Here is a 23,330-nt window from a genome sequence, read left to right on the forward strand (position 1 = left end):
CCAACCTCGGTGACCCGGTCAGCGGCACCACCGCCACCGGCTCACCCAGCGCTGCCCGGGGCCGCGGCCACCGGCTGGCCGTCAGAGTCGGACGTCGGCGGGCCGGTCGGACAGGGGCAGCCCGGCCTCCCGCCACGCCTGCACGCCGCCGATCAGGTCGGTGGCGTTGCGCAGGCCCAACGCCTGCAGGCTGGCCGCCGCCAGGCTGGAGCTGTAGCCGTGCCGGCACACCACCACGATCTCCCGGTCGTAGCGGGTCGACTCGGGGATGCGCCAGTCGCTGGCCGGGTCCAGCCGCCACTCCAGCACCGTCCGGTCGATGACGATCGCCCCGGGCAGCTCCCCCTGCTCGCGGCGTTGACCCTCGGTCCGCGTGTCGACCAGCAGCGCACCCGCCCGTACCGCCTCGACCGTCTGCTGAGGACTCAACCGCCGCAGCCCGGCGCGGGCCTGTTCCAGCAGGGCGTCCACGCCCGGACTCATCACGTCATTGAGCACGTCCAGATCATGCCCCGCCCCCCGGACCCCCGCCCGACGAACAGCACTCCCCACGGCGGAACCAGGCTGACGGGGGACACCCACTAGCGTCACCGGGGTGACGGTGGCCCTGGTCGAGGCGTACGCGACGCTGGCCCGGCGGGTGCTCGGCCGGCCGGCCCGGTTGGGGCGTACCCGACTGGTGGCCGTCGACGGGCCGAGCGGCGCGGGCAAGAGCGTCTTCACCGCGCGTCTCGCGGACGCCCTGGCCGGCCTGCCCGACGGCGGGCGACCACCGGTGGTGCACACCGACGACCTGCTCGACGGCTGGGACGACCAGCTCACCTTCTGGGACCGGCTGGAGGAGCAGGTGCTCGCCCCGCTGCGGGCCGGCCGGGCAGGGTCCCACCAGCGGTACAGCTGGGTGCGGCGGGCGTTCCTGCCCCGCGAGGTGCCGGTGCCGGTCGCGCCGGTGCTGCTGCTGGAGGGGATGAGCGCGGCGCGGGCGGCGATCCGGCCGGAGCTGACCCTGTCGGTGCAGGTCACCGCGCCGGCCGGGCTGCGGCTGCGTCGCGCGTTGGAGCGGGACGGGCCGCAGGTGCTGCCGGAGCTGCGGCGCTGGCACGCCGGGGAGGAGGCCCACTTCGCGGCCGACCGGACCGCCGCCGCCGTCGACCTGGTGGTCGACGGTGCGCCGACGCTGCCGCACGACCGGGAGCACTACTACGTGCGCCGGCCGGGTCCGGGTGCCCCCCGGTAAGGCCGGCATACGATGCCGGTCATGACCTCACCGATCATGTCCGAGTCCGAGGTACGGGCCGCCGTCGCGCGGGAACTGCCCGGTGTCCGTGCCGACCTGGAACGCCTCGTCCGCATCCCCGGCATCGCGTTCGAGGGCTTCGACCACTCGCACGTCGAGCGTTCCGCCGAGGCGGTCGCCGAGTTGCTGCGGGGCTGCGGCCTGGACGTCCGCATCGTGCGGTCGGGCGGTCAGCCCGCCGTGATCGGAACGAGGGCCGCCCCGCCCGGCGCACCCACCGTGCTGCTGTACGCCCACCACGACGTCCAGCCCGTCGGTGACCTGTCGCTGTGGGAGTCCGCGCCGTTCGAGCCGGTCGAGCGGGACGGTCGCCTCTACGGGCGCGGCGCCGCCGACGACAAGGCCGGGATCATGGCGCACGTCGCCGCCCTGCGCGCCTTCGGCGACCAGCTTCCGGTCGGCGTGGTGCTGTTCATCGAGGGCGAGGAGGAGTACGGCTCCGACTCGCTGGAGCGGCTCCTCACCGAGCACCGGGAGGAGATCGCCTCCGACGTCATCGTGATCGCCGACTCCACCAACTGGGACGTGGGCGTACCGGCCCTGACCACCTCGCTGCGCGGTGTCGTCAACCTGTTCGTCGAGCTGCGCACCCTGGACCACGCGGTGCACAGCGGCATGTTCGGCGGTGCCGTGCCGGACGCGCTGACCGCGCTGGTCCGCCTGCTGGCGACCCTGCACGACGACGCCGGCGACGTGGCCGTCGCGGGGCTGACCGGCCGGACCGGTGCCGCCGTCGACTACCCGGAGGACCGGTTCCGGGCCGAGGCCGGGCTGGTCGAGGGGGTGTCGCTGATCGGTAGCGGCCGGATCACCGACCGGCTCTGGACCAGGCCGGCGGTGGCGGTGCTCGGCATCGACGCCCCGGCCACCGGCGAGGCGCCGAACGCGCTGGTCCCGGCCGCGAAGGCCAAGCTGAGCGTACGACTGGCGCCGGGTGACGACCCGAAGCGGGCGTACGACGCGGTCCGTACCCATCTGGAGAAGCACGCGCCGTGGGGCGCCCGGGTGGCGGTGACCCTGGAGCACGACGGCGACCCGTGTGTGATCGACGCGTCGGGGCCGATGTTCGACGCCGCCCGCGCCGCGTTCCGGGCCGCCTGGGACGGCACCGAGCCGGTGGACATCGGCGTCGGCGGGTCGATCCCGTTCATCGCGACCTTCCAGGAGATGTTCCCGCAGGCGGCGATCCTGGTCACCGGGGTGGAGGACCCGCACGCCCGGGCGCACGGCCCGAACGAGAGCCTGCATCTCGGCGAGTTCGCCCGGGTCTGCCTGGCCGAGGCGTTGCTGCTGGCCAGGGTGGCCGAGCAGGGGCGGCAGGCCGGTTAGGTCGCGGAACCATAACTTCGGGGTCGATGTCGGAGTTTGCGGCGTGTCGGACGGTGCCCTGGTATAGCCTTTCGAACATGCGTACGAACGACGTGATGACGCGGCTGGAAGCCGCCGTGAGCGCTCTGGGAGACGTCGACGTCTCCGCGTGGCCCGAGGACACGCTCAAGGAACAGCTCGGCGAGCTCTCGGCCGTGCTGGTCGCCCTGGACGGCGTGCTGTCCCGGGTCGCCGACGGGGTCCGCGCCCGTGGCCTGCGAGTCGAGGAGCCCGTCCCGGCCTGACCCGGGACGCGGGGCGTCGCGCCTCCGGCGCGGCCGGAGGGCGGCCCGACCGGGTCGGCCGGGTCGGCCGTGCCCGGACAGGGACGGTCGGGTGGCTTCGCCTCCCGGACGGCTGACGGGTGCGGGCCGACCGCGCCCGCACAGAGATAGACGGCCCGGGTACGGCAATACCCGGGTGGTGTCGGGGGTGGCTGGCAGGATGAGGTGCGTGCGGTTCCTCGACCTGGCAGCCACCTCCGCGGCCGTCTCGGCCACCTCCGGCCGACGCGCCAAGGTGGAGTTGCTGGCCGGCGCGCTCCGGGCGTTCGACCCGGCCGAGGTGGCGGTCGGCTCCGGCTACCTCGCCGGTGAGCTGCGCCAGCGGCAGACCGGGGTGGGCTGGGCCAGCCTGCGTGAGCTGCCGCCACCGGCCACCGAGCCGACCCTCACCGTGACCGCCGTCGACGCGGCGATCGACGAGATCGCCGCCGTGCACGGCCCGGGTTCCCAGGCCCGACGTCGGCAACTGCTCGCCGCCCTCTTCGGTGTCGCCACCACCGACGAGCAACGGTTGCTGGTCGACCTGTTCCGAGGCGAGCTGCGCCAGGGTGCCCAGGCCGGCCTGCTCGCCGACGCCATCGCCCGAGCCGCCGAGGTGCCGGTGACGGCGGTGCGCCGGGCCCTGCTGCTCGCCGGTGATCTGCGGGCCGTCGCAGTGGCCGCCCGCACCGGCGGGGCCGCCGCGCTGGCCGGGTTCGGGCTGCAGGTGGGCCGTCCGCTCGCGCCGATGCTGGCCCAGAGCGCGCCCTCGGTCGACGCCGCGCTCCAGGCCACCGGGGTTCCGGCGGTGGTCGACGTCAAACTCGACGGCATCCGCATCCAGGTGCACCGCTCCGGCGACGACATCGCGGTCTTCACCCGCAGCCTCGACGAGATCACCGCCCGGGTGCCCGAGGTGGTCGCCGCCGTGCGCGCGTTGCCGGCCCGGGAGTTGGTGCTCGACGGTGAGGCGATCGGGTTGGACACCGCCGGCCGACCGTTGCCGTTTCCCCAGACCTCCAGCCGGGCCGCCCGACGAGCCACCACCGCCACCGGCGTGACGGCGGCGACCGCCGGGACCGGAGCGGACGCGGCGACCGGTGCGACTGCGGCGGCGGATGCCGCTGCGGCGGCCGACGCGACGGCGCTCACGCCGTACTTCTTCGATCTGCTGCATCTCGACGGCGACGACCTGATCGATCTGCCCGGCCGGCAGCGGTGGGCCCGGCTCGCCGACGTGGTCGACGGGTCGATGCTGGTCGGTCGGGTGGAGGTCGACGACCCCGAGCAGGCCGGCGCGGCGTTCGCCGCCGCGCTCGACGCCGGCCAGGAAGGGGTGGTGGTCAAGTCTCCGGACGCCCCCTACGACGCCGGTCGACGGGGCACGGCCTGGGTCAAGGTCAAGCCCCGGCACACCCTCGACCTGGTCGTGCTGGCGGTGGAGTGGGGCAGCGGCCGGCGGGAGGGCTGGCTGTCCAACCTCCATCTCGGTGCCCGGGACCCGCGCACCGGCGAGTTCGTCATGCTCGGCAAGACCTTCAAGGGGCTCACCGACGAGCTGCTGCGCTGGCAGACCGAACGCTTCCTCGGGCTGGCCGTGGAGCGCGGTGACTGGGTGGTGCGGGTCCGTCCCGAGCAGGTGGTCGAGATCGCCTTCGACGGGGTGCTCACCAGCACCCGCTACCCGGGCGGGGTCGCCCTCCGGTTCGCCCGGGTGCTGCGCTACCGCGACGACAAGTCGGCCGCCGAGGCCGACACCATCGACACGGTCTGGGCACTGCACGCCGGGCGGCCCGCCGGCTGAACCGTCCCGGAAGGGTCGTCGTCGAGATGAGGGCCGCCGGCGGAGCGGGCCGGGCCGTCGCCGGGTGGAAGGCCGTCGACCTGTCTCGGGCCGGGATGTCGTCGGGTGGAGGGTCGTCGGGTGAGCTGCCTCGGGCCGCGACGTCGTCGGGGTGGAGGGCCCGTCGGGCGTGGCGGGCCGCCGTTGGTGAGGGATGCGGAGGCGTGTCGATCCGGGTCAGACCGTCGACAGCGACCGGGCGTAGTTGACCTGGTTGTTGATCTGCTGCACCTGCCCCTGGTCGACGACCGGGATGCGGGCCACGTACTGGTGGCCGCCGCTGGTCACCGTCACCTGCACGGTGCCGTAGTGCCGCGTCTCCTTGATCAGCAGGAAGAGCAGGCTGAAGATGGTCAGGCAGAAGAAGCCGAGAATGGCGCAGACGATCGCCCAGCTGGCGATCTTCTCCTCGCGCTGCCAGTAGTCGGTCACGTACCAGTTGGCGCCGGCCAGGGGCATCACCCCGGCCGGGGTGCGGATCACCGGCGGGCTGACCAGGATCTCGCCGATCTGCACCGCCGCCGGCTGACCAACGGCCGCCCCCGGCGCGGGCGGAGCGAACAGCGGCGGGTAGGGCCCCGGCTGACCCATCGGTGACGCCGCGTAGGGGTCCGCCCCGGGTGGCCCGCCATACGCTGCGGACTCTCCGGTGACCTGCCCGAACGGTCCGGTGGTCGGCGCGAGAGACCCCACGGCCGGCGGTGCGGAGAAGTGCGCGGGCGGTGCGGAGTACTGGGCCGGCGGTGCGGAGTACTGCGCGGGCGGTGCCGAGTACTGGGCCGGCACCGCCGAGTACGGACCGGCGACCGGCGGGGTGGCCGGGTCGACCGGTAGTGCCGGGGGAGGTGCCGCCGGGAACGGGGCAGTGGGGTGTGGGGGCTGCACCGGGGGTGGATGGAAACCCGCCGTGTCCTGGGGAACGGCCGGCGACGGCGCCCACGGGTCGTGGGCGGGAGTCGCCTGCGTGGGCGGATCCGACGGGTACGACGGGGCGGGATCGGAGGTCACCGCGACACCTCACGCGCGTTGAACACGTTGCGGACCATACCGCGTCCCGCGTCGTGGCGCGTTCCGGCGGTGGCGTCGGGCCGTGGGTCGTGGGTCATCGGCCGTGACGGGGCCGTGACGGGCTGGGGCGTCGGGTCCGTGGGTCGTCGGCCGTGACGGGGCGGTGGCGTCGGGCGGTGGCGTCGGGCGGTGGGGTCGGGGCGGTGGGGTCGGGGCGGTGGCGTCGGGTCCGTGGGTCGTGGATTCCGTGGCGGTTGCCGGGGTGTCGCGAACGTGCCCGGCCCGCTCTGAAGCTGGCGGGGGCCGGCAGGCCGGCATACCTGTTCGCGTCCTTTCGAGCTGATGACGTAGACGAATCACCACCGACCAGTGGTGGGCTGAGTCGCCAACGTCATCAGCTCGAAAGGACGCATACCCATAGGTCGGTGCCCGCCGTGACCTGGCGACGGTGTCGGCCCGGTGGCCCGTTACGACCTGAGGGGGGTGTCGGCCCGGTGGTCCGGCGTTGAGGCAGTGGCCCTCAGGCGGGCGTGGCGGGCTCGGCTGCCCGGTCGACGGGAGGTTTCGGGGCGTCCAGGCCGGCGGCGCGGCGGGCCTCCCGTCGGGCCACCCAGCCATAACCGAAGAGCGTCATCGCGGCGAACAACCACCACTGGACCACGTAGCCGAAGTTCTGCCAGTTGTTGGTGTGCCCGATCGGCACCGCCCGGAAGGCCGGGTCGTTCGCCGGGGTCTGCTCGTCGAGCAGCAGGTACGCCCCGTGCAGCGGGTACGGCAGTTCCCGGGCCAGCTTGTCCACGGTCACCCGCCGGGTCTCCAACCGGCCGTCGCGCCGGCCGACGCCGTTGCCGCCGGTCTCGGTGGGGTGCACCCGGCCGATGACGGTCACCTGGCCGGTCGGCAGCGCGGGCACCTGCGGCATGGCCAGCGCGCCGCCGGCCGCCGGGGGCACCCAGCCCCGGTCGACCAGCACCGCCGTGCCGTCGTCGAGCACCAGCGGGACGAGCACCTCGAAGCCGACCTTGCTCTCCACCGTCCGGCCCCGGACCAGGACGATGTTCGCGGCGTCGTACCGGCCGCTGGCGGTGACCCGGCTCCACTCGGCCTGCTCGGCGGGGGGTGGGCCGACCGTGCCCGCGCCCCCGGTCGGGGCGGGCAGCGTCGCCCGCAGCGGGGCGGGGGTGCCCGCGGTGCCGGCGTCGATGCGCTCGTTGACGGCGGTGCGTTCCCGGTAGCGGTCCAGCTGCCAGTTGCCGAGCAGCACCATGACGGCGGCGGCGACCAGGGTCAACGCGAGGATGCCCAGCCAGCGTGGGGTCAGCAGGAACCGGTACACAGCACGAGGCTACCCGTATGACGGGGGCCACCCTCCGCGACGGTCCGTGACCGGCCGTGCAGTGCCGGATCGGCCGTCTCCACCCCTTGGTGCGGGCGGGTATGGTCACGCGAGCGGATCGCCGCCGGTGTTCTTCGCGGCCGTTCCTGTCACCACCCGTCACCACCGAGGAGTCGATGATGACCGCCGTGCCGCGCCTCGTGTTCAGCGCGCCGTCCTCCGGTCACGGCACCAACGCGCTCTCCGTCGGCCTGCTCGCGGCACTGGTCGACCGGGGGCTCGACGTCGCCGGTTTCAAGGTCGGCCCGGACCACGTGGACGCCGCGTACCTCGGCCTGGCCGCCGGTCGTCCCGGCCGCAACCTCGACCCCCGGTTGATCGGTGCCGACCGCCTCGGGCCGCTCTTCGCGCACGGCGCGCAGGGTGCCGCGCTGGCCCTGGTCCAGGGCACCATGGGGCTGTACGACTCGGTCGCCGGCCGTCCCGAGGCGGAGTCCACCGCCGCCGTCGCGACCGCGCTGCGCAGCCCCGTCGTGCTGGTGATCGACGTGGCGGCGATGGGGCAGTCGGTGGCCGCCCTGGTGCACGGCTTCCGCTCGTACGACGAGCAGCTCTGGTTGGGTGGGGTGATCCTCACCCAGGTCGCCTCCGGCCGGCACGAGTCCATGCTCCGGGAGGCGCTCGACGACGTCGGGATGCCGGTCTACGGCGCGCTGCGCCGCCACGAGCTGCCCCCGGTGCTACCCGCGCGCCGGCACGGCGTGGTGCCGGTCCTCGCCCGGGACGCCGAGGCGTCCCGGGCGGTGCGCCGGCTCGGTGAGGCGGTCGCCGGCACGGTCGACCTGGAGCGCCTGCTCGCGCTGGCCCGCTCGGCTCCGGCGCTCTCCGTCCCGGCCTGGTCGCCGGCCACCGGGACCCCGGTGGGGGAGACGCCGGTGGTGGCGCTCGCCGGGGGCCCCGGCGGCAGCTACGGCCACCCGGAGACCGCCGAGCTGCTACGGGCCGCCGGGGCGCAGGTGGTCACCGTCGACCCGCTGCGCGACGAGGCGCTGCCCGCCGGCACCCGCGCGCTGGTCGTCGGGGGCGCGCTGCCCGAGTCGTACGCGCGGGACCTGTCCGCCAACCGGCGGCTCTGCATCGCGGTGGCCGAATTGGCCCGCACCGGACGTCCGGTGCTCGCCGAGGGCACCGGCCTGCTGTGGCTGGCCCGCGAGCTGGACGGGTTGCCGATGTGCGGGGTGCTGGACGCGATCGGTGTGAGCCGGGACGGCCTGGTGGTGGGCTACCGGGAGGCGATCGCCCAGTCCGACAGCGTGGTCGCCCGTACGGGTGCGACGGTGGTGGGCTACAAGCAGCACGGCGCGGTGCTCACCCCCCGGTCGGGGCAGCGGGCCGCCTGGAGTTGGGAGGGCGGCACGCCGGAGGGTTTCGTCTGGCGGGGGGTGCACGCCTCCCAGCTCGGCCTGCACTGGGCGGCGTACCCCGAGATCGCGACCCGGTTGGTGACGGCGGCGGCGCTCCCGTCGCCGGTCGAGGGCGTCGCCGCCCCGGCCTGACCGCCGCCCCGGCCTGACCAGCGCCGAGCGGCCCGGCCTGACCAGCGCCGAGCGGCCCGGCCTGACCAGCGCCGAGCGGCCCGGCCTGACCAGCGCCGCGCGCCCCGGCCTGACCGCCGTCCGGCCGATACCGGGGCCGGCCGGACTCGCTCGGCCCGGCCGCCGTGGCCCCGGGGTCAGCCGACGATGGCGTCCGACGGCGGAGTGAACTGGCGGGTCGGGGTGCCCTTGAGGCCGTCCCGCAGGGTCTGGGCGACCGCGTTGACCGGGACCTGGGACTGCCCGTCGCCGACGGCGTTGAACGGATTGTCCGGGTCGGCGATGAAGCTAGCCGCCGCCAACTCCGGGGTGTAGCCGACGAACCAGGCGGACCGGGTGCTGTCCGTGGTGCCGGTCTTGCCGGCGACCGGGCGTCCCACCGTGCGACGGACGCTGTCCGCCGTCGACCAGCCACCGCAGGTGCCCTTGGCCGGGGTGTCGCCGGTGGGGCAGCGCGCCGCGTCGGTGGCGGCCCGCGCCGCGTCGGCGTTCACCACCTGCCGGCAGCGGGGCTTGGCGACCTCCCGTTCGATGCCCCCGGCGGTCTTGTAGGTGGCCGGGGTGCCGTCCCGGTTGGTGATCGAGTTGACCGGCATCGGCTCGCAGTACCGGCCGTCGGCGGCGATCGCGGCGTACGCGTTGGCCATCTCCAGCGGGGTCGCGTCGGAGACGCCCAGGGTGAACGCGCCCCACTTCTTCGCCTTGCTGGGCGACGCCTGTTCCTTGTCGACGTCGGTACGCCAGCGCAGGCCCAACTGCTCGGCGAGGTGCACCCCCCGATCCGCGCCGATCTTCTCCTCCAGCTGCACGAAGTAGGTGTTGACCGACTTGCCGAACCCGGACCACATGGTCTGCCGGCCGGTCATCGCCCCGCTGGCGTTGGACGGGGACCACCCGTCGTAGACGGCCGACCGGTAGGTGTGCGGCGAGTTGAACGCGGTGGACAGCGGCATCCCGGCGTCCAGGGCGGCCAGCATCGGGAACATCTTGAACGTCGAGCCGGCCTGGTAACCGGGGAGGGTGCCGCCACCGAGCAGCGGGGCGACCGTGTTCGGATAGTTGGCCTTCGTCTTCGGGTCGGCCTCGGGGTTCGAGCTGGATCCGTTCTCGCCGACGTCCAGGGAGTAGGTCCGGTTCACCGCCATCGCCTTGATCCGTCCGGTGCCCGGTTCGGCGACCACGATCCCGTTGGCGAAGGGGCTGCCGACGCGGTCCTTGGCGCCGACGTTCTTCTCGGCGGCGGCCTGGACCCTGGGGTCGAGGCTCAACACGATCCGGTAGCCGCCCCGGCGCAACTTGTCCATCCGTTCCAGCCGGTTCTCCCCGAACGCGGGCTGCGCGCTCCACCAGTTCTTCACGTAGTCACAGGCGAAGCCCCAGGCGTTGTACGTGCTGGTGATGGAGGCGCAGTCGTTGGCCGGGGTGGTGGGCCGGGTCCGGATCGGTTCGCTCTTCGCCACCGCGGCGGCGTCCGGGGACAGGTAGCCGAGCTGGGTCATCTTGTCGAGGACGTAGTTGCGCCGGCCGGTGGCCTCCTTCTGGTCCGAGCTGAGCGGGTCGTACTCGGAGGGGGACTTCACCAGCCCGGCGAGGGTGGCCGCCTCGGCGGGGGTCAGGGTGGCCGGGGTCTTGGAGAAGAAGATCTGCGCCGCCGCGTAGATGCCGTACGCCCGGTGGCCGAAGTACGCCGAGTTGAGGTAGCGCTCCAGGATCTGGTCCTTGGTCAGCTCCTTCTCGATGTCCAGCGCCATCCGCATCTCCTTGACCTTGCGCAGACTGGTCTGCTGGATGGCCTCCTGGACCTCCTGTGGCGTCTGCGCGCTGTCCCGCAACGCCATCCGGACGTACTGCATGGTCAGCGTGGAGGCGCCCTGGGAGACGCCGCTGGACCGGGCGTTGGCCACGAAGGCGCGGGCGACGCCCTTGGGGTCGACGCCCTGGTGCTGGTAGAAGCGGTTGTCCTCGGCGGCGACGATGGCCTGCTGGATGTTCGGCGACATGTCCGACAACTTGGTGTACTGCCGGTACTCCTCGTAGAACATCGTCAGGATCGTCTTGCCGTCCGGGGCATAGAGGTAGGACGTCTCGGCGGGCAGGGCGGTGCGCAGGATGTTCGTCTTGTGCTCCACGGCGTGCGCGGTGGCCTTGGCGCCCAGGCCGGTCACGGCGGCCACCGGGTACGCCACGGCGGCCAGCACGACACCGGCGATCAGCCCGGCGCGGAGGAGAGGAACGGAACGAACTGCGGTAGCAAGGGGTCGATTGCTCACCTGGTCAAGTTATGACATTTCCGATTCATCCATGAGAAGAATTCATGAACGCCCCCGGAGTTCGGACCCCGGCCGTGATGTGGCCCACGCCGGGATCGGCTGTCCCCCGCGCCGGCTTCCCGGCAGGATCGCGGTCATGCGTGGGCAACTGACCGGCACCGAGCCGCCGACCGGCCCGGAAGCCGCCGTTGCCGGGCCGCCGGCGACTCCCGGGCCGCCGGCGACTCCCGGGCCGCCGGCGACTCCCGGGCTGACGGCGACTTCCGGGCTGACGACGGCACCCGAGCCGTCGGCCGCTCCCGGGCCTACCGTCGGCATCGCGCCGGATCTCGCCCACCACGGGGACGCCGAGGCCACCCCCGGCCTGGTCGACCTGGCCGTGAACGTCCGCCGGGACCCGATGCCGGACTGGCTGGCCGACCCGCTCACCGCCGCCCTCGCCGACCTGGCCGGCTACCCCGACCCCCGGCCGGCCCGGGCCGCCGTCGCCGCCCGGCACGGTCGCCCACCGGCGGAGGTGCTGCTCACCGCCGGTGCCGCCGAGGGCTTCGTGCTGCTCGCCCGCGCCCTGGGCGGGGTACGCCGGCCGGTGGTGGTGCACCCGCAGTTCACCGAGCCGGAGGCCGCGCTGCGGGCCGCCGGTCACCGGGTCGAGCGGGTGCTTCTCGACCCGGACGACGACTTCCGGCTCGACCCGGCCCGGGTGCCGGCCGACGCCGACCTGGTCATGATCGGCAACCCGACCAACCCGACCTCCGTGCTGCATCCGGCCGCCGATCTTGCCGCGCTGGCCCGACCCGGTCGGGTGCTCGTCATCGACGAGGCGTTCGCCGACACCACCGGCGTACCCGGCGTCGAGGGTGAACCGGAGTCGCTCGCCGGTCGCCGCGACCTGCCCGGCCTGGTGGTGGTGCGCAGCCTCACCAAGACCTGGGGCCTGGCCGGCCTGCGGATCGGCTACCTGCTGGGCGAGGCCGCGTTGCTGGACCGGCTCGCCGCCGTCCAGCCGCTCTGGGCCGTCTCCACCCCGGCGCTGGCCGCCGCCACCGCCGTCGCGTCGCCGACCGCCGTCGCCGCCGAGCGCGCCATCGCCGCCCGGCTCGCCGCCGACCGCGACCACCTGGTGAGCCGCCTGTCGGCCCTGCCCGGGGTACGCGTCGCGGGCCGCCCGGCCAGCGCCTTCGTCCTGATCCACCGCCCCGGCGCCGACCGGGTACGCCAGGCGCTGCGCGAGCACGGCTGGGCCGTCCGACGCGGCGACACCTTCCCCGGGCTGGGACCGGACTGGCTGCGGATCGCCGTCCGCGACCCGGCGACCACCGACGCGTTCATCGAGGTACTGACGGAGATCCTGGAGGCATGATGCTGGAGACGACGATCGCGGCGATCGGTCCGCTCGACGAGTCGGCGATGACCGCCGCCCGGGACCTCCAGGCCCGGCTCACCAAGCCGGCCGGCTCGCTCGGTGCCCTGGAGGACCTGTCCGTACGCCTGGCCGGCCTGGCCGGAGCCTGTCCGCCCCCGCTGCCCGAGCCGGCGGCGGTGGCGATCTTCGCCGGCGACCACGGTGTGCACGCCCAGCGGGTCACCCCGTGGCCGCAGGAGGTCACCGCCCAGATGATCGGGAACTTCCTGGCCGGTGGGGCGGTCGTCAACGCGTTCGCCCGACAGGCCGGCGCCTCGGTCACCGTGGTCGACGTCGGCGTCGCCACCCCGCTGTCATTCCCACCCGAGGCGGCCGCCGGCACTGACCCGGCCGCCGGCGCTGAGGTGAGCGGCGGGGCTGAGGCGGCCGACGGTCGAGCGGTCCCGACCGGTGGGGCTGCCGGCGCGACGGGTGGTCCGGCCGGTGCCGCGCCGGCGTCGCCGCGCCTGGTCGACGCGAACGTGCGGCGGGGCACCCGGGACATGACCGTCACCGCCGCGCTCACCCCGGACGAGGTGCGGGCGGCGATCGGGGTCGGCATCCGGATCGCCGGCGAGCTGATCGACGCCGGGGCGGGCGTGCTGCTCACCGGGGACATGGGGATCGCCAACACCACGCCGTCCGCCGCGCTGATCGCCGCGTTCACCGGGGTCGACCCGGCCGAGGCGACCGGCCGGGGGACCGGGGTCGACGACGAGACGTACCGCCGCAAGATCGGTGTGGTGCGGACGGCGCTGGACCGGCACCGGCCCGACCCGGCCGACCCGCTGGGGGTGCTGGCGGCCGTCGGCGGCCTGGAGCACGCGGCGCTGGCCGGCCTGATCCTCGGCGCGGCCGCCCGCCGGGTGCCGGTGCTGCTCGACGGGGTGATCGCGGTCAGCGCCGCGCTCGCCGCCGCCGCCTTCGCCCCCGACGCGGTCGGTGCGATGATCGCCGGGCACCGCTCCGCCGAGCCGGGCGCCACCGTGGCGCTGCGTCACCTCGGGCTCGACCCGCTGGTCGACCTCGGCCTGCGCCTCGGCGAGGGCACCGGCGCGTTGCTGGCGTTGCCGGTGGTCACCGGCGCCGTCCGGGTGCTGCACGAGGTGGCGACGTTCGACGCGGCGGGGGTTTCCGAGAAGTGAGCACCAACCCGTACCCCCTCGGCCTGCGGCTCGCCGGTCGGCGGGTGGTCGTGGTGGGCGGCGGCGCCGTGGCCAGCCGCCGGGTCCCCGCCCTGTTGGACGCCGGCGCCGACGTCCTGCTGGTCGCCCCCGAGGTGACCCCGGCCCTGCGCGCGCACGTCGACGCCGGACGGCTGCACTGGCGGCCCCGCCGGTTCGCCCCCGACGACCTCGACGGGGCGTGGCTGGTGCAGGTCGCGGTGGACGATCCGCTCGCCGCCGCCTCGGTCAGCGACGTCGCCGACGAACGGCGGATCTTCTGCGTCCGGGCCGACGACCGGACGGCGGCCACCGCGTGGACGCCGGCGGTCACCCGGCACGGGCCGGTCACCGTCGCGGTGCTCGGCGGGGGCGACCCGCACCGGGCGATGGGCGTCCGCGACGCCGTCCGGGAACTGCTCAACGCCCGGACCGGGCTGCTCGTCGACCCGGGGGAGCCGGTGGCGGCCGGGGCCGACGCGGGCCCGCCGGGTCCGGCACCGGCCGGGCTCGGGAGCGGGGCGACCCTCCCCGCCGCTCCGGTCGGTCGGGTGTCGCTGGTCGGCGCGGGACCGGGCGACCCGGAACTGATCACCGTGAAGGGGTGGCGGCTGCTCACCGAGGCGGACGTGGTGGTCGCCGACCGGTTGGTGCCCGGACTGCTCCTGGACGAGCTGCGCCCCGACGTCGAACTGGTCGACGCCGCCAAGATCCCCTACGGACCGTCCCGCACCCAGGAGGAGATCAACCGGATACTGGTCGACCGGGCGCTCGCCGGCAAGGTCGTGGTCCGGCTCAAGGGCGGCGACCCGTACGTCTTCGGGCGTGGCGGGGAGGAGTTGCTGGCCTGCGCGGCGGCCGGCGTACCGGTGACCGTGGTGCCGGGGGTGACCAGCGCGATCGCCGTGCCGGCGGCGGCGGGTGTCCCGGTGACCCACCGGGCGGTGGCGCACGAGTTCACAGTGGTGTCCGGGCACGTCGCCCCGGACTCGCCGGTCTCCCTGGTGCGCTGGGAAGCCCTTGCCGGGCTGCGCGGCACCCTGGTGGTGTTGATGGGGCTGAAGAACCTGGCCGCCATCACCGCCACCCTGACCCGGCACGGCCGGGACGCGGCCACCCCGGTCGCGGTGATCCAGGAGGGCACCACGGGTGACCAGCGCAGCCTGCGGTCGACGCTCGGCGCGGTGGCGGCGGACGTGGTCGAGGCGGGCCTGCGTCCACCGGCCATCGTGGTGATCGGCGACGTGGTCGACGCCCTCACCACCTGACCCCGCCGGCCCGATCGCGACCGCCTGCCTCGGCCGGCCGTCCCGCCCGCCTCGGCCGTCCCGCCCGCCCGGCCGAGCGCCGGTTGATCGACTCTTGTTCGCCGATGTAGCGGTATCCCGAGGTGGGGATACCGCTACATCGGCGCAGGTGAGTCGATCTACTGCTTGAGCATGTTGTCCAGCAGCAGGGCACAGCGGATCAGCCCGAGGTGGCTGTACGCCTGCGGGTGGTTGCCCAGTCCGCGCTCGGCCAGCGGGTCGTACTGCTCGGGGAGCAGCCCGGTCGGGCCGGCGGTGTCGACCATCTGGGCGAACAGCTCCTCCGCGTCGGTGCGCCGACCGGTGCGCAGGTACGCCTCGATCAGCCACGCCGTGCAGATGTGGAAGCCACCCTCCCGGCCGGGCAGGCCGTCGTCCCAGTGGTACCGGTAGACGACCGGTCCGCTGCGCAGATCCGCCTCGATCTTGAGCACGGTGGAGAGGAAACGCGGGTCGTCACCCGGGAGCAGGCCGGACAGCCCGATCCAGAGCGAGGAGGCGTCCATGTCCTCGTCGCCGTACGCGACGCTGTACGCCTCGACCTCCTCGTGCCAGCCGTTCTCCAGCACGTTGGCGCCGATCCGGTCCCGCAGCTCGACCCACTCCGGCCGGTCCTCGCCGTCGTGCTGACGCACCACGTGCAGGGCCCGGTCGACGGTCATCCAGCACATCACCTTGGAGAAGATGTGGTGCCGGGGTGGGAGGCGGGCCTCCCAGATGCCGTGGTCGGGCTCGTGCCAGCGGCGGCGGACCGCCTCGACCATGTTGTCCAGCACCCGCCACTCGTCGTCGCGGACCGAGCCCCGGGCGTCGGCGACGGCCGCGATCAGGTCGGCGATCGGGCCGAAGACGTCCAGTTGGAGCTGGTGGTTGGCGAGGTTGCCGACCCGGACCGGCCGGGAGCCGGCATATCCGGGCAGGGTGTCGATGACCGCCTCGGCACCCAGCTCGTAACCGTCCACCGTGTAGAGCGGGTGCAGCCGCTCGGGGTGCCCGCCGGTGCGCTCGATGCAGCCGTCCACCCAGCGCAGCAGCGCCTCGGCCTCCTCGATCGAGCCGAGGTCGACCAGGGCCCGCGCGGTCATCGCCGCGTCGCGCAGCCAGCAGTACCGGTAGTCCCAGTTGCGGACGCCGCCCAGCTCCTCCGGCAGCGAGGTGGTCGCCGCCGCCAGGATCGAGCCGGTCGCCTCGTGGCAGAGCCCACGCAGGGTGAGCGCGCTGCGGGCGACCAGGTCCCGGGCGGTGGCGGGCAGCCGTAGCGAGGCCACCCAGTCCTTCCAGGGCTGCTCGGCCTTGGCCTGCCGGTCGTGGATGGCGACCGCGTGGTCCTCCAGGCTGTGCGTGCCGAAGCGCAGCTCCAGCACCACCTGGCCGCCGGTGGCGGAGAGGTCGACCACGGCGTGCGCGGTCTGGTACCCGCCGTCGTTGCGGACCTGCCAGGTCACCCCGGGGGAGTAGAGCGCGACGGGTTCGTTGGAGCCGAGCACCAGCAGGCCGTCGTCCATCGGCTGGAGCTGGGTGGCGACCTGGCCGAACTCGGGGCGCGGGGCGAACTCGATCTTGGCCCGGCCGGAGCCGGTGAGCACCCGGACCAGGGTGGAGTCGCCGGTGATGACGGCCGGGCCGTCCGGGGTGGTCTCCCGGGCCGGCAGGTCCAGCCAGTCGGTGACGGTGAGCCCCGACCAGCGGGTCTCCACGGTCATCGTGCCGTTGCGGTAGCGCTGGCCCAGCGGGATGCCGCCGCGCTCCGGCCCGACGGTGAAGTGCCCGGCCGGGCTGCCGCCGACCAGGTCGGCGAAGATCGCCGCCGAGTCGGGCTTGGGGTGGCAGAGCCAGCTGACCTTGGCCTCGGGGGTGAGCAGCGCGACGGTACGGCCGTTGGCGAGCATCGAGTGCCGTTCGATCGGCACCGCCCGCTCGCCGAAGAGCCAGTGCCGGCGGGTCTCCAGCAGCAGGCCGAGTGCCCGGGCCGCCTCGATCGGCTCGGCCACCCGGTAGTGCGCCTGGGTGTCGCCGGGGCCGATCTTGATGCCCAGGTCGGGGCCGTGCAGGTTGCCGAAGGCGTTCTCGTCGGTGACGTCGTCGCCGATGAAGAGCACCGCGCTGGCCGAGAGCTGGGTGCGCAGCTGGTCGACCGCGGTGCCCTTGTGGGTGGCGACCACCGACAGCTCGATGACCTCCTTGCCCTGGGTGACGGTGACGTCGTCCCACTTCGCGGGCCCGTTGCGGACGGCTTCGACGGCGGCGGCGGCGACCTGGGGGTCGACCCCGCGGGTGTGCACCGCGACGCTGGCCGGCTTGCGTTCCAGCCGTACCCCCGGGTGGGCGAGGGCGATCTCGCGTAGCGCGTCGCGCAGCCGGGTGCGGACCGCGACCAGTTCGGGGGAGAGCCGCTCGACGAAGCCGATGTCGAACTCGGAGCCGTGGCTGCCGACGAGGTGGATCTCGTTGGGCAGCCGGGACAACGCGGCCAGGTCGCGCAGCGCGCGCCCGGAGACCACCGCGACGGTGGTCTGCGGCAGCGCGGCCAGCGCCCGGACGGCGGCGACCGACTCGGGCAGCGGCACCGCCTTGCTCGGGTCCTCGACGATCGGCGCGAGGGTGCCGTCGTAGTCGCAGGCGACCAGGAGCTGTGGTACGCGGGCGATCCGTCCGATCGCCGCGAGCAGCTCCGGGTCCATGGTCCCGGCGGCGGGGGTGATGATCTCGGCGGTGGGGGCGTTCACTCGGCCTCCGTCCCCGGTGCGCCCAACTCGGTCAAAAAGGAATTCGCCCAGTGCCCCACATCGTGGGTGCGCAGATGACGTTGCATGATCCGCATGCGTCTGCGGGCCTCCGGCTTCTCTACGTGTACAGCCCGCAGGAGGGCGTCCTTGACGGCGTCGGGGTCGTGCGGATTGCACAGGAACGCCTGACGCAGCTCGGTGGCCGCGCCGGCGAATTCGCTGAGCACGAGCGCACCGCCCTGGTCGGCGCGCGACGCGACGTACTCCTTGGCCACCAGGTTCATTCCGTCTCGCAGCGGGGTCACCATCATCACGTCGGCCGCGACGTACATCGCGGCCAGTTCGGAGCGACTGTACGACTGATGCAGATAATGCACCGCCGGCACGCCGACCCTGCCGAATTCGCCATTAATCCGACCAACCTCGCGTTCTACCTTGACACGAAGTGCCTGGTAGTGCTCCACGCGCTCGCGGCTGGGCGTGGCGACCTGCACCATAACCGCGTCCGGAACTGTCAACTTTCCGTCAGAGAGGAGTTCCCGGAATGCCTTGAGGCGGAGTTCGATCCCCTTGGTGTAGTCGAGCCGGTCGACGCCCAGGATGATCGTCTTCGGGTTGCCCAACTCCTCGCGGATCTGCTTGGCCCGGGCCTGGATCGCCGGGTCCTCGGCGAGCCGCTCCATCTCCCTGGTCTCGATGGAGATCGGGAACGCGCCGGCCTTCACCTGCCGCCCGTCGACCTGGATCATCTGACCCTCGTAGCGCAGCCCGAGCAGGTGCCGGGCCAGCCGGACGAAGTTCTGCGCGGCCAGCCGCTGCTGGAAACCGACCAGATCGCTGCCGAGCAGACCGCGTAGGATCTCGGTGCGGAACGGCATCTGCATGAACAGCTCGATCGGCGGGAACGGGATGTGCAGGAAGAAGCCGATCTTGAGATCCGGCCGCAGCTCGCGCAGCATCGCCGGGACCAGCTGGAGCTGGTAGTCCTGCACCCAGACCGTCGCGCCCTCGGCCGCGACGTCCGCCGCCGCCTCCGCGAACCGGGCGTTCACCAGCCGGTACGCCTCCCGCCAGCGGCGCTTGTAGGCGGGTGTCTCGACGGCGTCGTGATAGAGCGGCCAGATGGTCGCGTTGGACTGGCCCTCGTAGTAGCGTTCCAATTCCTCGGCACTCAAGGGCACCGGGTGCAGGCGGATGCCCTCCAGGTCGAACGGCTCCGGGGCGGCGCCGGTGCCACCGGCCCAGCCGACCCAGGTGCCCCGGTGCTCGGCCAGGACGGGGTGCAGCGCGGTGACCAGCCCACCGGGGCTGCGCCGCCACTGCCGTCCCTCGGGTGTGCTCACCTCGTCGACCGGCAGTCGGTTGGCCACAACGACAAAGGAGCTACGGACGGTCACGATCGGCCACCTCCGGGTGCTGACGGGTCCACCGCGATGAGCGTACTGAGCGTAGCTGCGGCGTCTGGGACCCCGTGCCGGAGTTACCTACCCGTCCCACGGCCGCTGAACCCGCACCGTGATCTTGTCAACATCGCCAGCTCAGCGGTAGCGGTAGTGACGCGGACGATGCCGGGCGGGGTGATGTGGGCGCGGTGGGCCGTACCTGTCAGGATTGACGGTGGCGTGCGCGTGGCCGGCTCCCGGCCGGCGGCGGCGGGCGAAGGTCGCAGCCCGCGCCGCGCCGCCGCCCAAGGCGACAGCAATCGACGGAGGTAGCCCGCACCGTGGCCCAGTACATCTACGTCCTGGAAAAGGCGCGCAAGGCGCACGGCGACAAGGTCGTGCTCGACAACGTGACGCTGAGCTTCCTGCCGGGGGCCAAGATCGGTGTGGTCGGTCCGAACGGCGCCGGTAAGTCCAGCCTCCTCAAGATCATGGCAGGGCTGGACAAGCCGAGCAACGGCGAGGCCCGGCTGATGCCCGGCTACACCGTCGGCATGCTCGCCCAGGAGCCCCCGCTCAACGACAGCAAGACCGTGCTCGGCAACGTCGAGGAGGCGGTCGCCGAGACCAAGGCCAAGCTGGAGCGGTTCAACGCCATCGCCGAGCAGATGGCCACCGACTACTCCGACGAGCTGATGGAGGAGATGGGCCGGCTCCAGGAGGAGCTGGACCACGCCGACGCGTGGGACATCGACTCCAAGCTCGAACTCGCCATGGACGCGCTGCGCTGCCCACCGCCGGACGCCGACGTGACCCAGCTCTCCGGTGGTGAGCGCCGCCGGGTCGCGCTGTGCAAGCTGCTGCTGGAGGCCCCCGACCTGCTGCTGCTCGACGAGCCCACCAACCACCTGGACGCGGAGAGCGTCTCCTGGCTGGAGCAGCACCTGGCCAAGTACGCCGGCACCGTCATGGCGATCACCCACGACCGGTACTTCCTCGACAAGGTGGCCGGCTGGATCCTGGAACTGGACCGGGGCCGGGCCATCGGCTACGAGGGCAACTACTCCACCTACCTGGAGAAGAAGGCCGCCCGGCTGGCCGTCGAGGGCCGCCGCGACGCCAAGATGAAGAAGCGGCTCACCGAGGAACTGGAGTGGGTCCGCTCCAACGCCAAGGCCCGCCAGACCAAGTCCAAGGCCCGCCTGGACCGCTACGACGAGATGGCCACCGAGGCGGAGAAGACCCGCAAGCTGGACTTCGAGGAGATCCAGATCCCGCCGGGCCCGCGCCTGGGCAGCACGGTGATCGAGGCCAACCAGCTCAGCAAGGGCTTCGGCGACCGGCTGCTGATCGACGACCTGTCCTTCTCGCTGCCGCGCAACGGCATCGTCGGCATCATCGGCCCGAACGGCGTCGGCAAGACCACCCTGTTCAAGACCATCGTCGGGCTGGAGCAGCCGACCAGCGGCGAGGTCCGGGTGGGCCCCACCGTCTCGCTGTCGTACGTCGACCAGAACCGGCAGGGCCTCGACGGCGACAAGACGGTCTGGGAGGTCGTCTCCGACGGGCTCGACTACCTGATGGTGGGCAAGGTCGAGATGCCGTCCCGGGCGTACATCGCCGCCTTCGGGTTCAAGGGGCCCGACCAGCAGAAGCCGACCAAGGTGCTCTCCGGTGGCGAGCGCAACCGGCTCAACCTGGCGTTGACCCTCAAGATCGGCGGCAACGTCATCCTGCTCGACGAGCCGACCAACGACCTGGACGTCGAGACGCTGTCCAGCCTGGAGAACGCGCTGCTGGAGTTCCCCGGTTGCGCCGTGGTCATCTCCCACGACCGGATGTTCCTCGACCGGGTCGCCACCCACATCCTGGCCTGGGAGGGCGACGACGAGAACCCGTCGAAGTGGTTCTGGTTCGAGGGCAACTTCGACGCGTACGAGAAGAACAAGATCGACCGGCTCGGCGCCGAGGCGGCCCGCCCGCACCGGGTGACCTACCGCAAGCTGACCCGCGACTGAGCATGGCGGACCGTTTCGTCTACCACTGCACCCTGCGCTGGTCCGACCTGGACGCGTACGGCCACATCAACAACTCGCGCTTCCTCACCCTGTACGAGGAGGCGCGGGTGGCGTTGATGTTCGCCGGCGGCAAGGCGTGGGGGGTCGGCTCGTTCGCCGACGGGGTCGTCATCCGTCGGCACGAGGTCGACTACCTGCGCCCGGTCGACTACGCGCTCGGCCGGGCCACCGCCCAGGCCGCGCCGACCGTCCGGATCGAGCTGTGGGTGGAGCGCATCCGGGCCGCCTCGTTCACCGTCGCCTACGAGTTGTACGACGGTGAGGTGCTGGCCAGCACCGCCCGTTCGGTGCTGGTCCCGTTCGACCTGGTCGAGAAGCGACCCCGGCGGATCAGCGACGACGAACGGGCCTTCCTGGAGTCGTGGGCGCTGACCGACGGGGCGGCGTGAACGGCGGGTCCACCGTCCGGCCCGGGCACGGGCTGGCCGGTGCCGACGACGCGGGGGCCTTCCTCGCCCGGCTGGTGCGCCTCGACCCGGCCACGGTGGTCCGGCTGCGCCCGTTGCCCGACGTCGGCCGTACCGCGCTCTGGGCCCGGTTGCCGTGGGACGTGCTGGTGGTCCGGACGGTGGCCGGCCCGGCTCCCGCCGACGTGACCGTGGTGGCGGCCGAGTTGCTGGCCCGGTTGGCGGCCGCCGACACCACGCTGCCCCCCGGCCGGGACGACCGGTGGCGCTGGCCGCTGCCGCCGGTGGCGAGTCGACCGGTCGAGGTGCTGCCCGCGGCCGGGTTGCGGAGGATCGCCGAGGCCGCGGCCGGCACCCTGCGCACGGCCGCCGCCGAAGGGGTACGCGGACGCGCGGTGGGGCAGCGGGTGCTGCGGGACGCGCTGCTCGACCACGTGGCGGTGACCGTCACTCCGGACGCCGACCCCGGCGCGCCGGTGGAGATCACCCAACGGCTGGTGCAGGGCCTGGTCCGGATGGGCTTCCTCGGCCCGGCCGAGGTCACCGGGGCCCAGGAGGTCCAGGTCCGGGTGGCCGGCCGGTGGGTCGGCCTGGTGGGACCATACGGAGCCGCCTGGTCGCGGAAAGTCTCCGATCTCGCAATTCGTCCGGCGCGGGATCAGCCGAAAGTATGACCCCGGCTCATTCTTCCGGGTTGGTGCTGCCGTTGGGGGGGTGTCTCAACCCGGCTGTCCGGGTACCGTCCATCCTCGGATCCAACGCACCGTAGGCGATTGGATCCGCTGGGGAGTGAGGTGCGCGAGCGATGCCGTGGTGGTCATGGCGCCCTGGTCCCGCCGGTGGCGGCGACACGGAAACTCGAAGCGGGATCTCGGTGGACAGCGTCCGGGTGGGGCCACCGGCTCCCCGCCAACCGGCGGAGGACTGCCCAGGCACCGAGCGGCCCGTGGTGACCGACCGGCCAGTCTCTGTGGCACCGGTCACCCTGGCCCGGGTGTGCGACGCACTCGACCTGCTCGACGTGCGTTACCTGGCAGACGGCGACGGCAACCTGCTGGCCATGTGGGAGCGGCACGCCGTGCTGGTCACCCTCGAAGGCCCGGAGGACGAGATCCTGGTGATGCGGGCCCGTCCGCACGCGACCGTCCCGCCGGACTGGGCCGACCGGGCCTACCGGGTGGTCAACGAGTGGAACCACACCCGCCGGTTCTGCAAGGCCTACATCGGTGACCCGACCGAGCGCGGTCAGTTGCCGATCTACGCCGAGTTGCAGGTGCCGCTCGGCGCCGGGGCGCACGACGCGCTGCTGGTGGAGATGTTGGACTGCGGGGCGGCCGTGGCGACCACCTTCGTCGACTGGTTGCACGACGAGGGCGCCCTGCTCTGAGCGGGCGGCCGGGGACCCGCGTCCGCCGGATCAACCGGCGGCCGGGTCCTCCATCACGTTGACCATGAAGTAGGCCGCCCGTTCCAGATAGTCCCAGAGGGCGGCGTCGATCTCCGGCGGCAGCGCCAGATCGTCCACCGCCCGGCGCATGTGGCGCAACCACGCGTCCCGCTCGGCCGGTCCGATCCGGAACGGCGCGTGCCGCATCCGCAGCCGGGGATGCCCCCGCTGGGCGGAGTAGGTGTTCGGGCCGCCCCAGTACTGCATCAGGAAGAGCGTCATCCGCTCGGCGGCCGGCCCGAGGTCGTCCTCCGGGTACATGGGCCGCAGCAGCGGGTCGGTGGCGATACCTGCGTAGAACCTGTCGACCAGCCTGCGGAAGGTCGGCTCACCACCGACCGCTTCGAAGAGGGTCGTCGACGGAACGGGCCGGGGGTCGCCTGCGGAGGTCACCCACTCATCCTGCCAGGTGTGCCGGTGCCGCGACCGCCGCCC

Annotated in this window: 18 protein-coding genes and 1 pseudogene; 12 read left to right on the forward strand and 7 right to left on the reverse strand. The window is 73.4% G+C overall.

Annotation, left to right across the window (positions count from 1 at the left end; genetic code table 11):
• Positions 1 to 81 precede the first annotated feature (81 nt).
• On the reverse strand, positions 82 to 483 hold the full coding sequence (locus tag GA0070216_RS23915; protein ID WP_091250534.1) for a rhodanese-like domain-containing protein: 402 nt from the start codon (positions 481 to 483) through the stop codon (positions 82 to 84).
• Between GA0070216_RS23915 and GA0070216_RS23920 the strand changes: the two are divergent.
• The 4 genes and pseudogenes from GA0070216_RS23920 to GA0070216_RS23935 all read left to right on the forward strand — a co-directional run.
• Positions 418 to 1,281: pseudogene (locus GA0070216_RS23920) on the forward strand (uridine kinase family protein); the annotation flags it as partial. The gene GA0070216_RS23915 and the pseudogene GA0070216_RS23920 overlap by 66 nt on opposite strands.
• Positions 1,274 to 2,626: a dipeptidase gene (locus tag GA0070216_RS23925; protein ID WP_176739114.1), complete on the forward strand. Its 1,353-nt coding sequence runs from the start codon at positions 1,274 to 1,276 to the stop codon at positions 2,624 to 2,626. The pseudogene GA0070216_RS23920 and the gene GA0070216_RS23925, both read left to right, overlap by 8 nt.
• A 77-nt stretch (positions 2,627 to 2,703) precedes the next feature.
• Positions 2,704 to 2,910 (forward strand): hypothetical protein, encoded by a 207-nt coding sequence (locus GA0070216_RS23930; RefSeq protein WP_091250538.1) that lies wholly within the window; start codon positions 2,704 to 2,706, stop codon positions 2,908 to 2,910.
• 199 nt (positions 2,911 to 3,109) lie between these two features.
• Entirely contained in the window at positions 3,110 to 4,732 is a 1,623-nt protein-coding gene (locus tag GA0070216_RS23935) for an ATP-dependent DNA ligase (RefSeq protein ID WP_176739115.1), read from the forward strand.
• Positions 4,733 to 4,948: 216 nt separating this feature from the next.
• On the opposite strand, the gene GA0070216_RS23940 is transcribed toward GA0070216_RS23935, so the two are convergent.
• Both GA0070216_RS23940 and GA0070216_RS23945 read right to left on the reverse strand, forming a co-directional pair.
• A complete protein-coding gene (locus GA0070216_RS23940) occupies positions 4,949 to 5,779 on the reverse strand; it encodes a hypothetical protein (protein ID WP_091250544.1) in 831 nt (276 codons plus the stop codon).
• Between the two features lie 520 nt (positions 5,780 to 6,299).
• Positions 6,300 to 7,115, reverse strand: a complete 816-nt coding sequence (locus GA0070216_RS23945) for an SURF1 family cytochrome oxidase biogenesis protein (RefSeq protein WP_091250547.1) — start codon at positions 7,113 to 7,115, stop codon at positions 6,300 to 6,302.
• 179 nt (positions 7,116 to 7,294) lie between these two features.
• Here GA0070216_RS23945 and GA0070216_RS23950 point away from each other — a divergent pair, with 179 nt between their 5' ends.
• A complete protein-coding gene (locus GA0070216_RS23950; RefSeq protein WP_091250550.1) occupies positions 7,295 to 8,671 on the forward strand; it encodes a cobyrinic acid a,c-diamide synthase CobB in 1,377 nt (458 codons plus the stop codon).
• Between the two features lie 176 nt (positions 8,672 to 8,847).
• On the opposite strand, the gene GA0070216_RS23955 is transcribed toward GA0070216_RS23950, so the two are convergent.
• A complete protein-coding gene (locus tag GA0070216_RS23955) occupies positions 8,848 to 10,980 on the reverse strand; it encodes a transglycosylase domain-containing protein (RefSeq protein WP_091250553.1) in 2,133 nt (710 codons plus the stop codon).
• A gap of 136 nt (positions 10,981 to 11,116) precedes the next feature.
• On the opposite strand from GA0070216_RS23955, the gene cobC reads away from it, so the two are divergent.
• Genes cobC through cobA form a run of 3 tightly spaced genes read left to right on the forward strand, consistent with a single transcriptional unit; the run spans position 11,117 to position 14,816 of the window.
• The gene (cobC, locus tag GA0070216_RS23960) at positions 11,117 to 12,343 is read left to right on the forward strand and encodes an Rv2231c family histidinol phosphate aminotransferase CobC (RefSeq protein ID WP_245722671.1); all 1,227 of its coding nucleotides are present in this window, start codon (positions 11,117 to 11,119) and stop codon (positions 12,341 to 12,343) included.
• Positions 12,343 to 13,530: a nicotinate-nucleotide--dimethylbenzimidazole phosphoribosyltransferase gene (locus tag GA0070216_RS23965; protein ID WP_091250767.1), complete on the forward strand. Its 1,188-nt coding sequence runs from the start codon at positions 12,343 to 12,345 to the stop codon at positions 13,528 to 13,530. Before cobC ends, GA0070216_RS23965 begins: the two co-directional genes overlap by 1 nt.
• On the forward strand, positions 13,527 to 14,816 hold the full coding sequence (gene cobA, locus GA0070216_RS23970; protein ID WP_091250555.1) for a uroporphyrinogen-III C-methyltransferase: 1,290 nt from the start codon (positions 13,527 to 13,529) through the stop codon (positions 14,814 to 14,816). Before GA0070216_RS23965 ends, cobA begins: the two co-directional genes overlap by 4 nt.
• Positions 14,817 to 14,974: 158 nt before the next feature.
• Here the strand turns inward: cobA and otsB are convergent, their stop codons facing one another.
• Positions 14,975 to 17,536 carry a trehalose-phosphatase gene (gene otsB / locus GA0070216_RS23975; protein ID WP_091250770.1) on the reverse strand — a complete coding sequence of 854 codons (2,562 nt, stop codon included), beginning with the start codon at positions 17,534 to 17,536 and terminating at the stop codon, positions 14,975 to 14,977.
• A gap of 41 nt (positions 17,537 to 17,577) precedes the next feature.
• Positions 17,578 to 18,978: an alpha,alpha-trehalose-phosphate synthase (UDP-forming) gene (locus GA0070216_RS23980; protein WP_091250558.1), complete on the reverse strand. Its 1,401-nt coding sequence runs from the start codon at positions 18,976 to 18,978 to the stop codon at positions 17,578 to 17,580.
• Between the two features lie 326 nt (positions 18,979 to 19,304).
• Between GA0070216_RS23980 and ettA the strand changes: the two genes are divergently transcribed.
• From ettA to GA0070216_RS24000, 4 genes are all read left to right on the forward strand, one after another.
• On the forward strand, positions 19,305 to 20,981 hold the full coding sequence (gene ettA, locus GA0070216_RS23985) for an energy-dependent translational throttle protein EttA (RefSeq protein WP_091250561.1): 1,677 nt from the start codon (positions 19,305 to 19,307) through the stop codon (positions 20,979 to 20,981).
• Positions 20,982 to 20,983: 2 nt separating this feature from the next.
• Positions 20,984 to 21,430: an acyl-CoA thioesterase gene (locus GA0070216_RS23990; protein ID WP_091250566.1), complete on the forward strand. Its 447-nt coding sequence runs from the start codon at positions 20,984 to 20,986 to the stop codon at positions 21,428 to 21,430.
• The gene (locus GA0070216_RS23995; protein ID WP_176739106.1) at positions 21,403 to 22,122 is read left to right on the forward strand and encodes a DUF8185 domain-containing protein; all 720 of its coding nucleotides are present in this window, start codon (positions 21,403 to 21,405) and stop codon (positions 22,120 to 22,122) included. Before GA0070216_RS23990 ends, GA0070216_RS23995 begins: the two co-directional genes overlap by 28 nt.
• Before the next feature lie 131 nt (positions 22,123 to 22,253).
• Positions 22,254 to 22,835, forward strand: coding sequence for a type III secretion system chaperone family protein (locus GA0070216_RS24000; RefSeq protein WP_091250570.1), 582 nt, complete (start codon positions 22,254 to 22,256; stop codon positions 22,833 to 22,835).
• A 30-nt stretch (positions 22,836 to 22,865) separates the two neighbouring features.
• On the opposite strand, the gene GA0070216_RS24005 is transcribed toward GA0070216_RS24000, so the two are convergent.
• The gene (locus tag GA0070216_RS24005) at positions 22,866 to 23,288 is read right to left on the reverse strand and encodes a globin (RefSeq protein ID WP_091250573.1); all 423 of its coding nucleotides are present in this window, start codon (positions 23,286 to 23,288) and stop codon (positions 22,866 to 22,868) included.
• Between the last annotated feature and the right edge of the window lie 42 nt (positions 23,289 to 23,330).

The sequence above is a fragment of the Micromonospora matsumotoense genome (assembly GCF_900091525.1).
Lineage (GTDB): Bacteria > Actinomycetota > Actinomycetes > Mycobacteriales > Micromonosporaceae > Micromonospora > Micromonospora matsumotoensis.

Bases quoted from the DNA above. Each gene is read 5' to 3' on its own strand.
- GA0070216_RS23990 (WP_091250566.1), top strand. From the start codon at position 20,984: ATGGCGGACCGTTTCGTCTACCACTGCACCCTGCGCTGGTCCGACCTG.
- GA0070216_RS24000 (WP_091250570.1), top strand. From the start codon at position 22,254: ATGCCGTGGTGGTCATGGCGCCCTGGTCCCGCCGGTGGCGGCGACACG.
- GA0070216_RS23925 (WP_176739114.1), top strand. From the start codon at position 1,274: ATGTCCGAGTCCGAGGTACGGGCCGCCGTCGCGCGGGAACTGCCCGGT.
- GA0070216_RS23915 (WP_091250534.1), bottom strand. From the start codon at position 483: ATGAGTCCGGGCGTGGACGCCCTGCTGGAACAGGCCCGCGCCGGGCTG.
- GA0070216_RS23965 (WP_091250767.1), top strand. From the start codon at position 12,343: ATGCTGGAGACGACGATCGCGGCGATCGGTCCGCTCGACGAGTCGGCG.
- GA0070216_RS23950 (WP_091250550.1), top strand. From the start codon at position 7,295: ATGACCGCCGTGCCGCGCCTCGTGTTCAGCGCGCCGTCCTCCGGTCAC.
- cobC (WP_245722671.1), top strand. From the start codon at position 11,117: ATGCGTGGGCAACTGACCGGCACCGAGCCGCCGACCGGCCCGGAAGCC.
- GA0070216_RS23935 (WP_176739115.1), top strand. From the start codon at position 3,110: ATGAGGTGCGTGCGGTTCCTCGACCTGGCAGCCACCTCCGCGGCCGTC.
- GA0070216_RS23930 (WP_091250538.1), top strand. From the start codon at position 2,704: ATGCGTACGAACGACGTGATGACGCGGCTGGAAGCCGCCGTGAGCGCT.
- otsB (WP_091250770.1), bottom strand. From the start codon at position 17,536: ATGGACCCGGAGCTGCTCGCGGCGATCGGACGGATCGCCCGCGTACCA.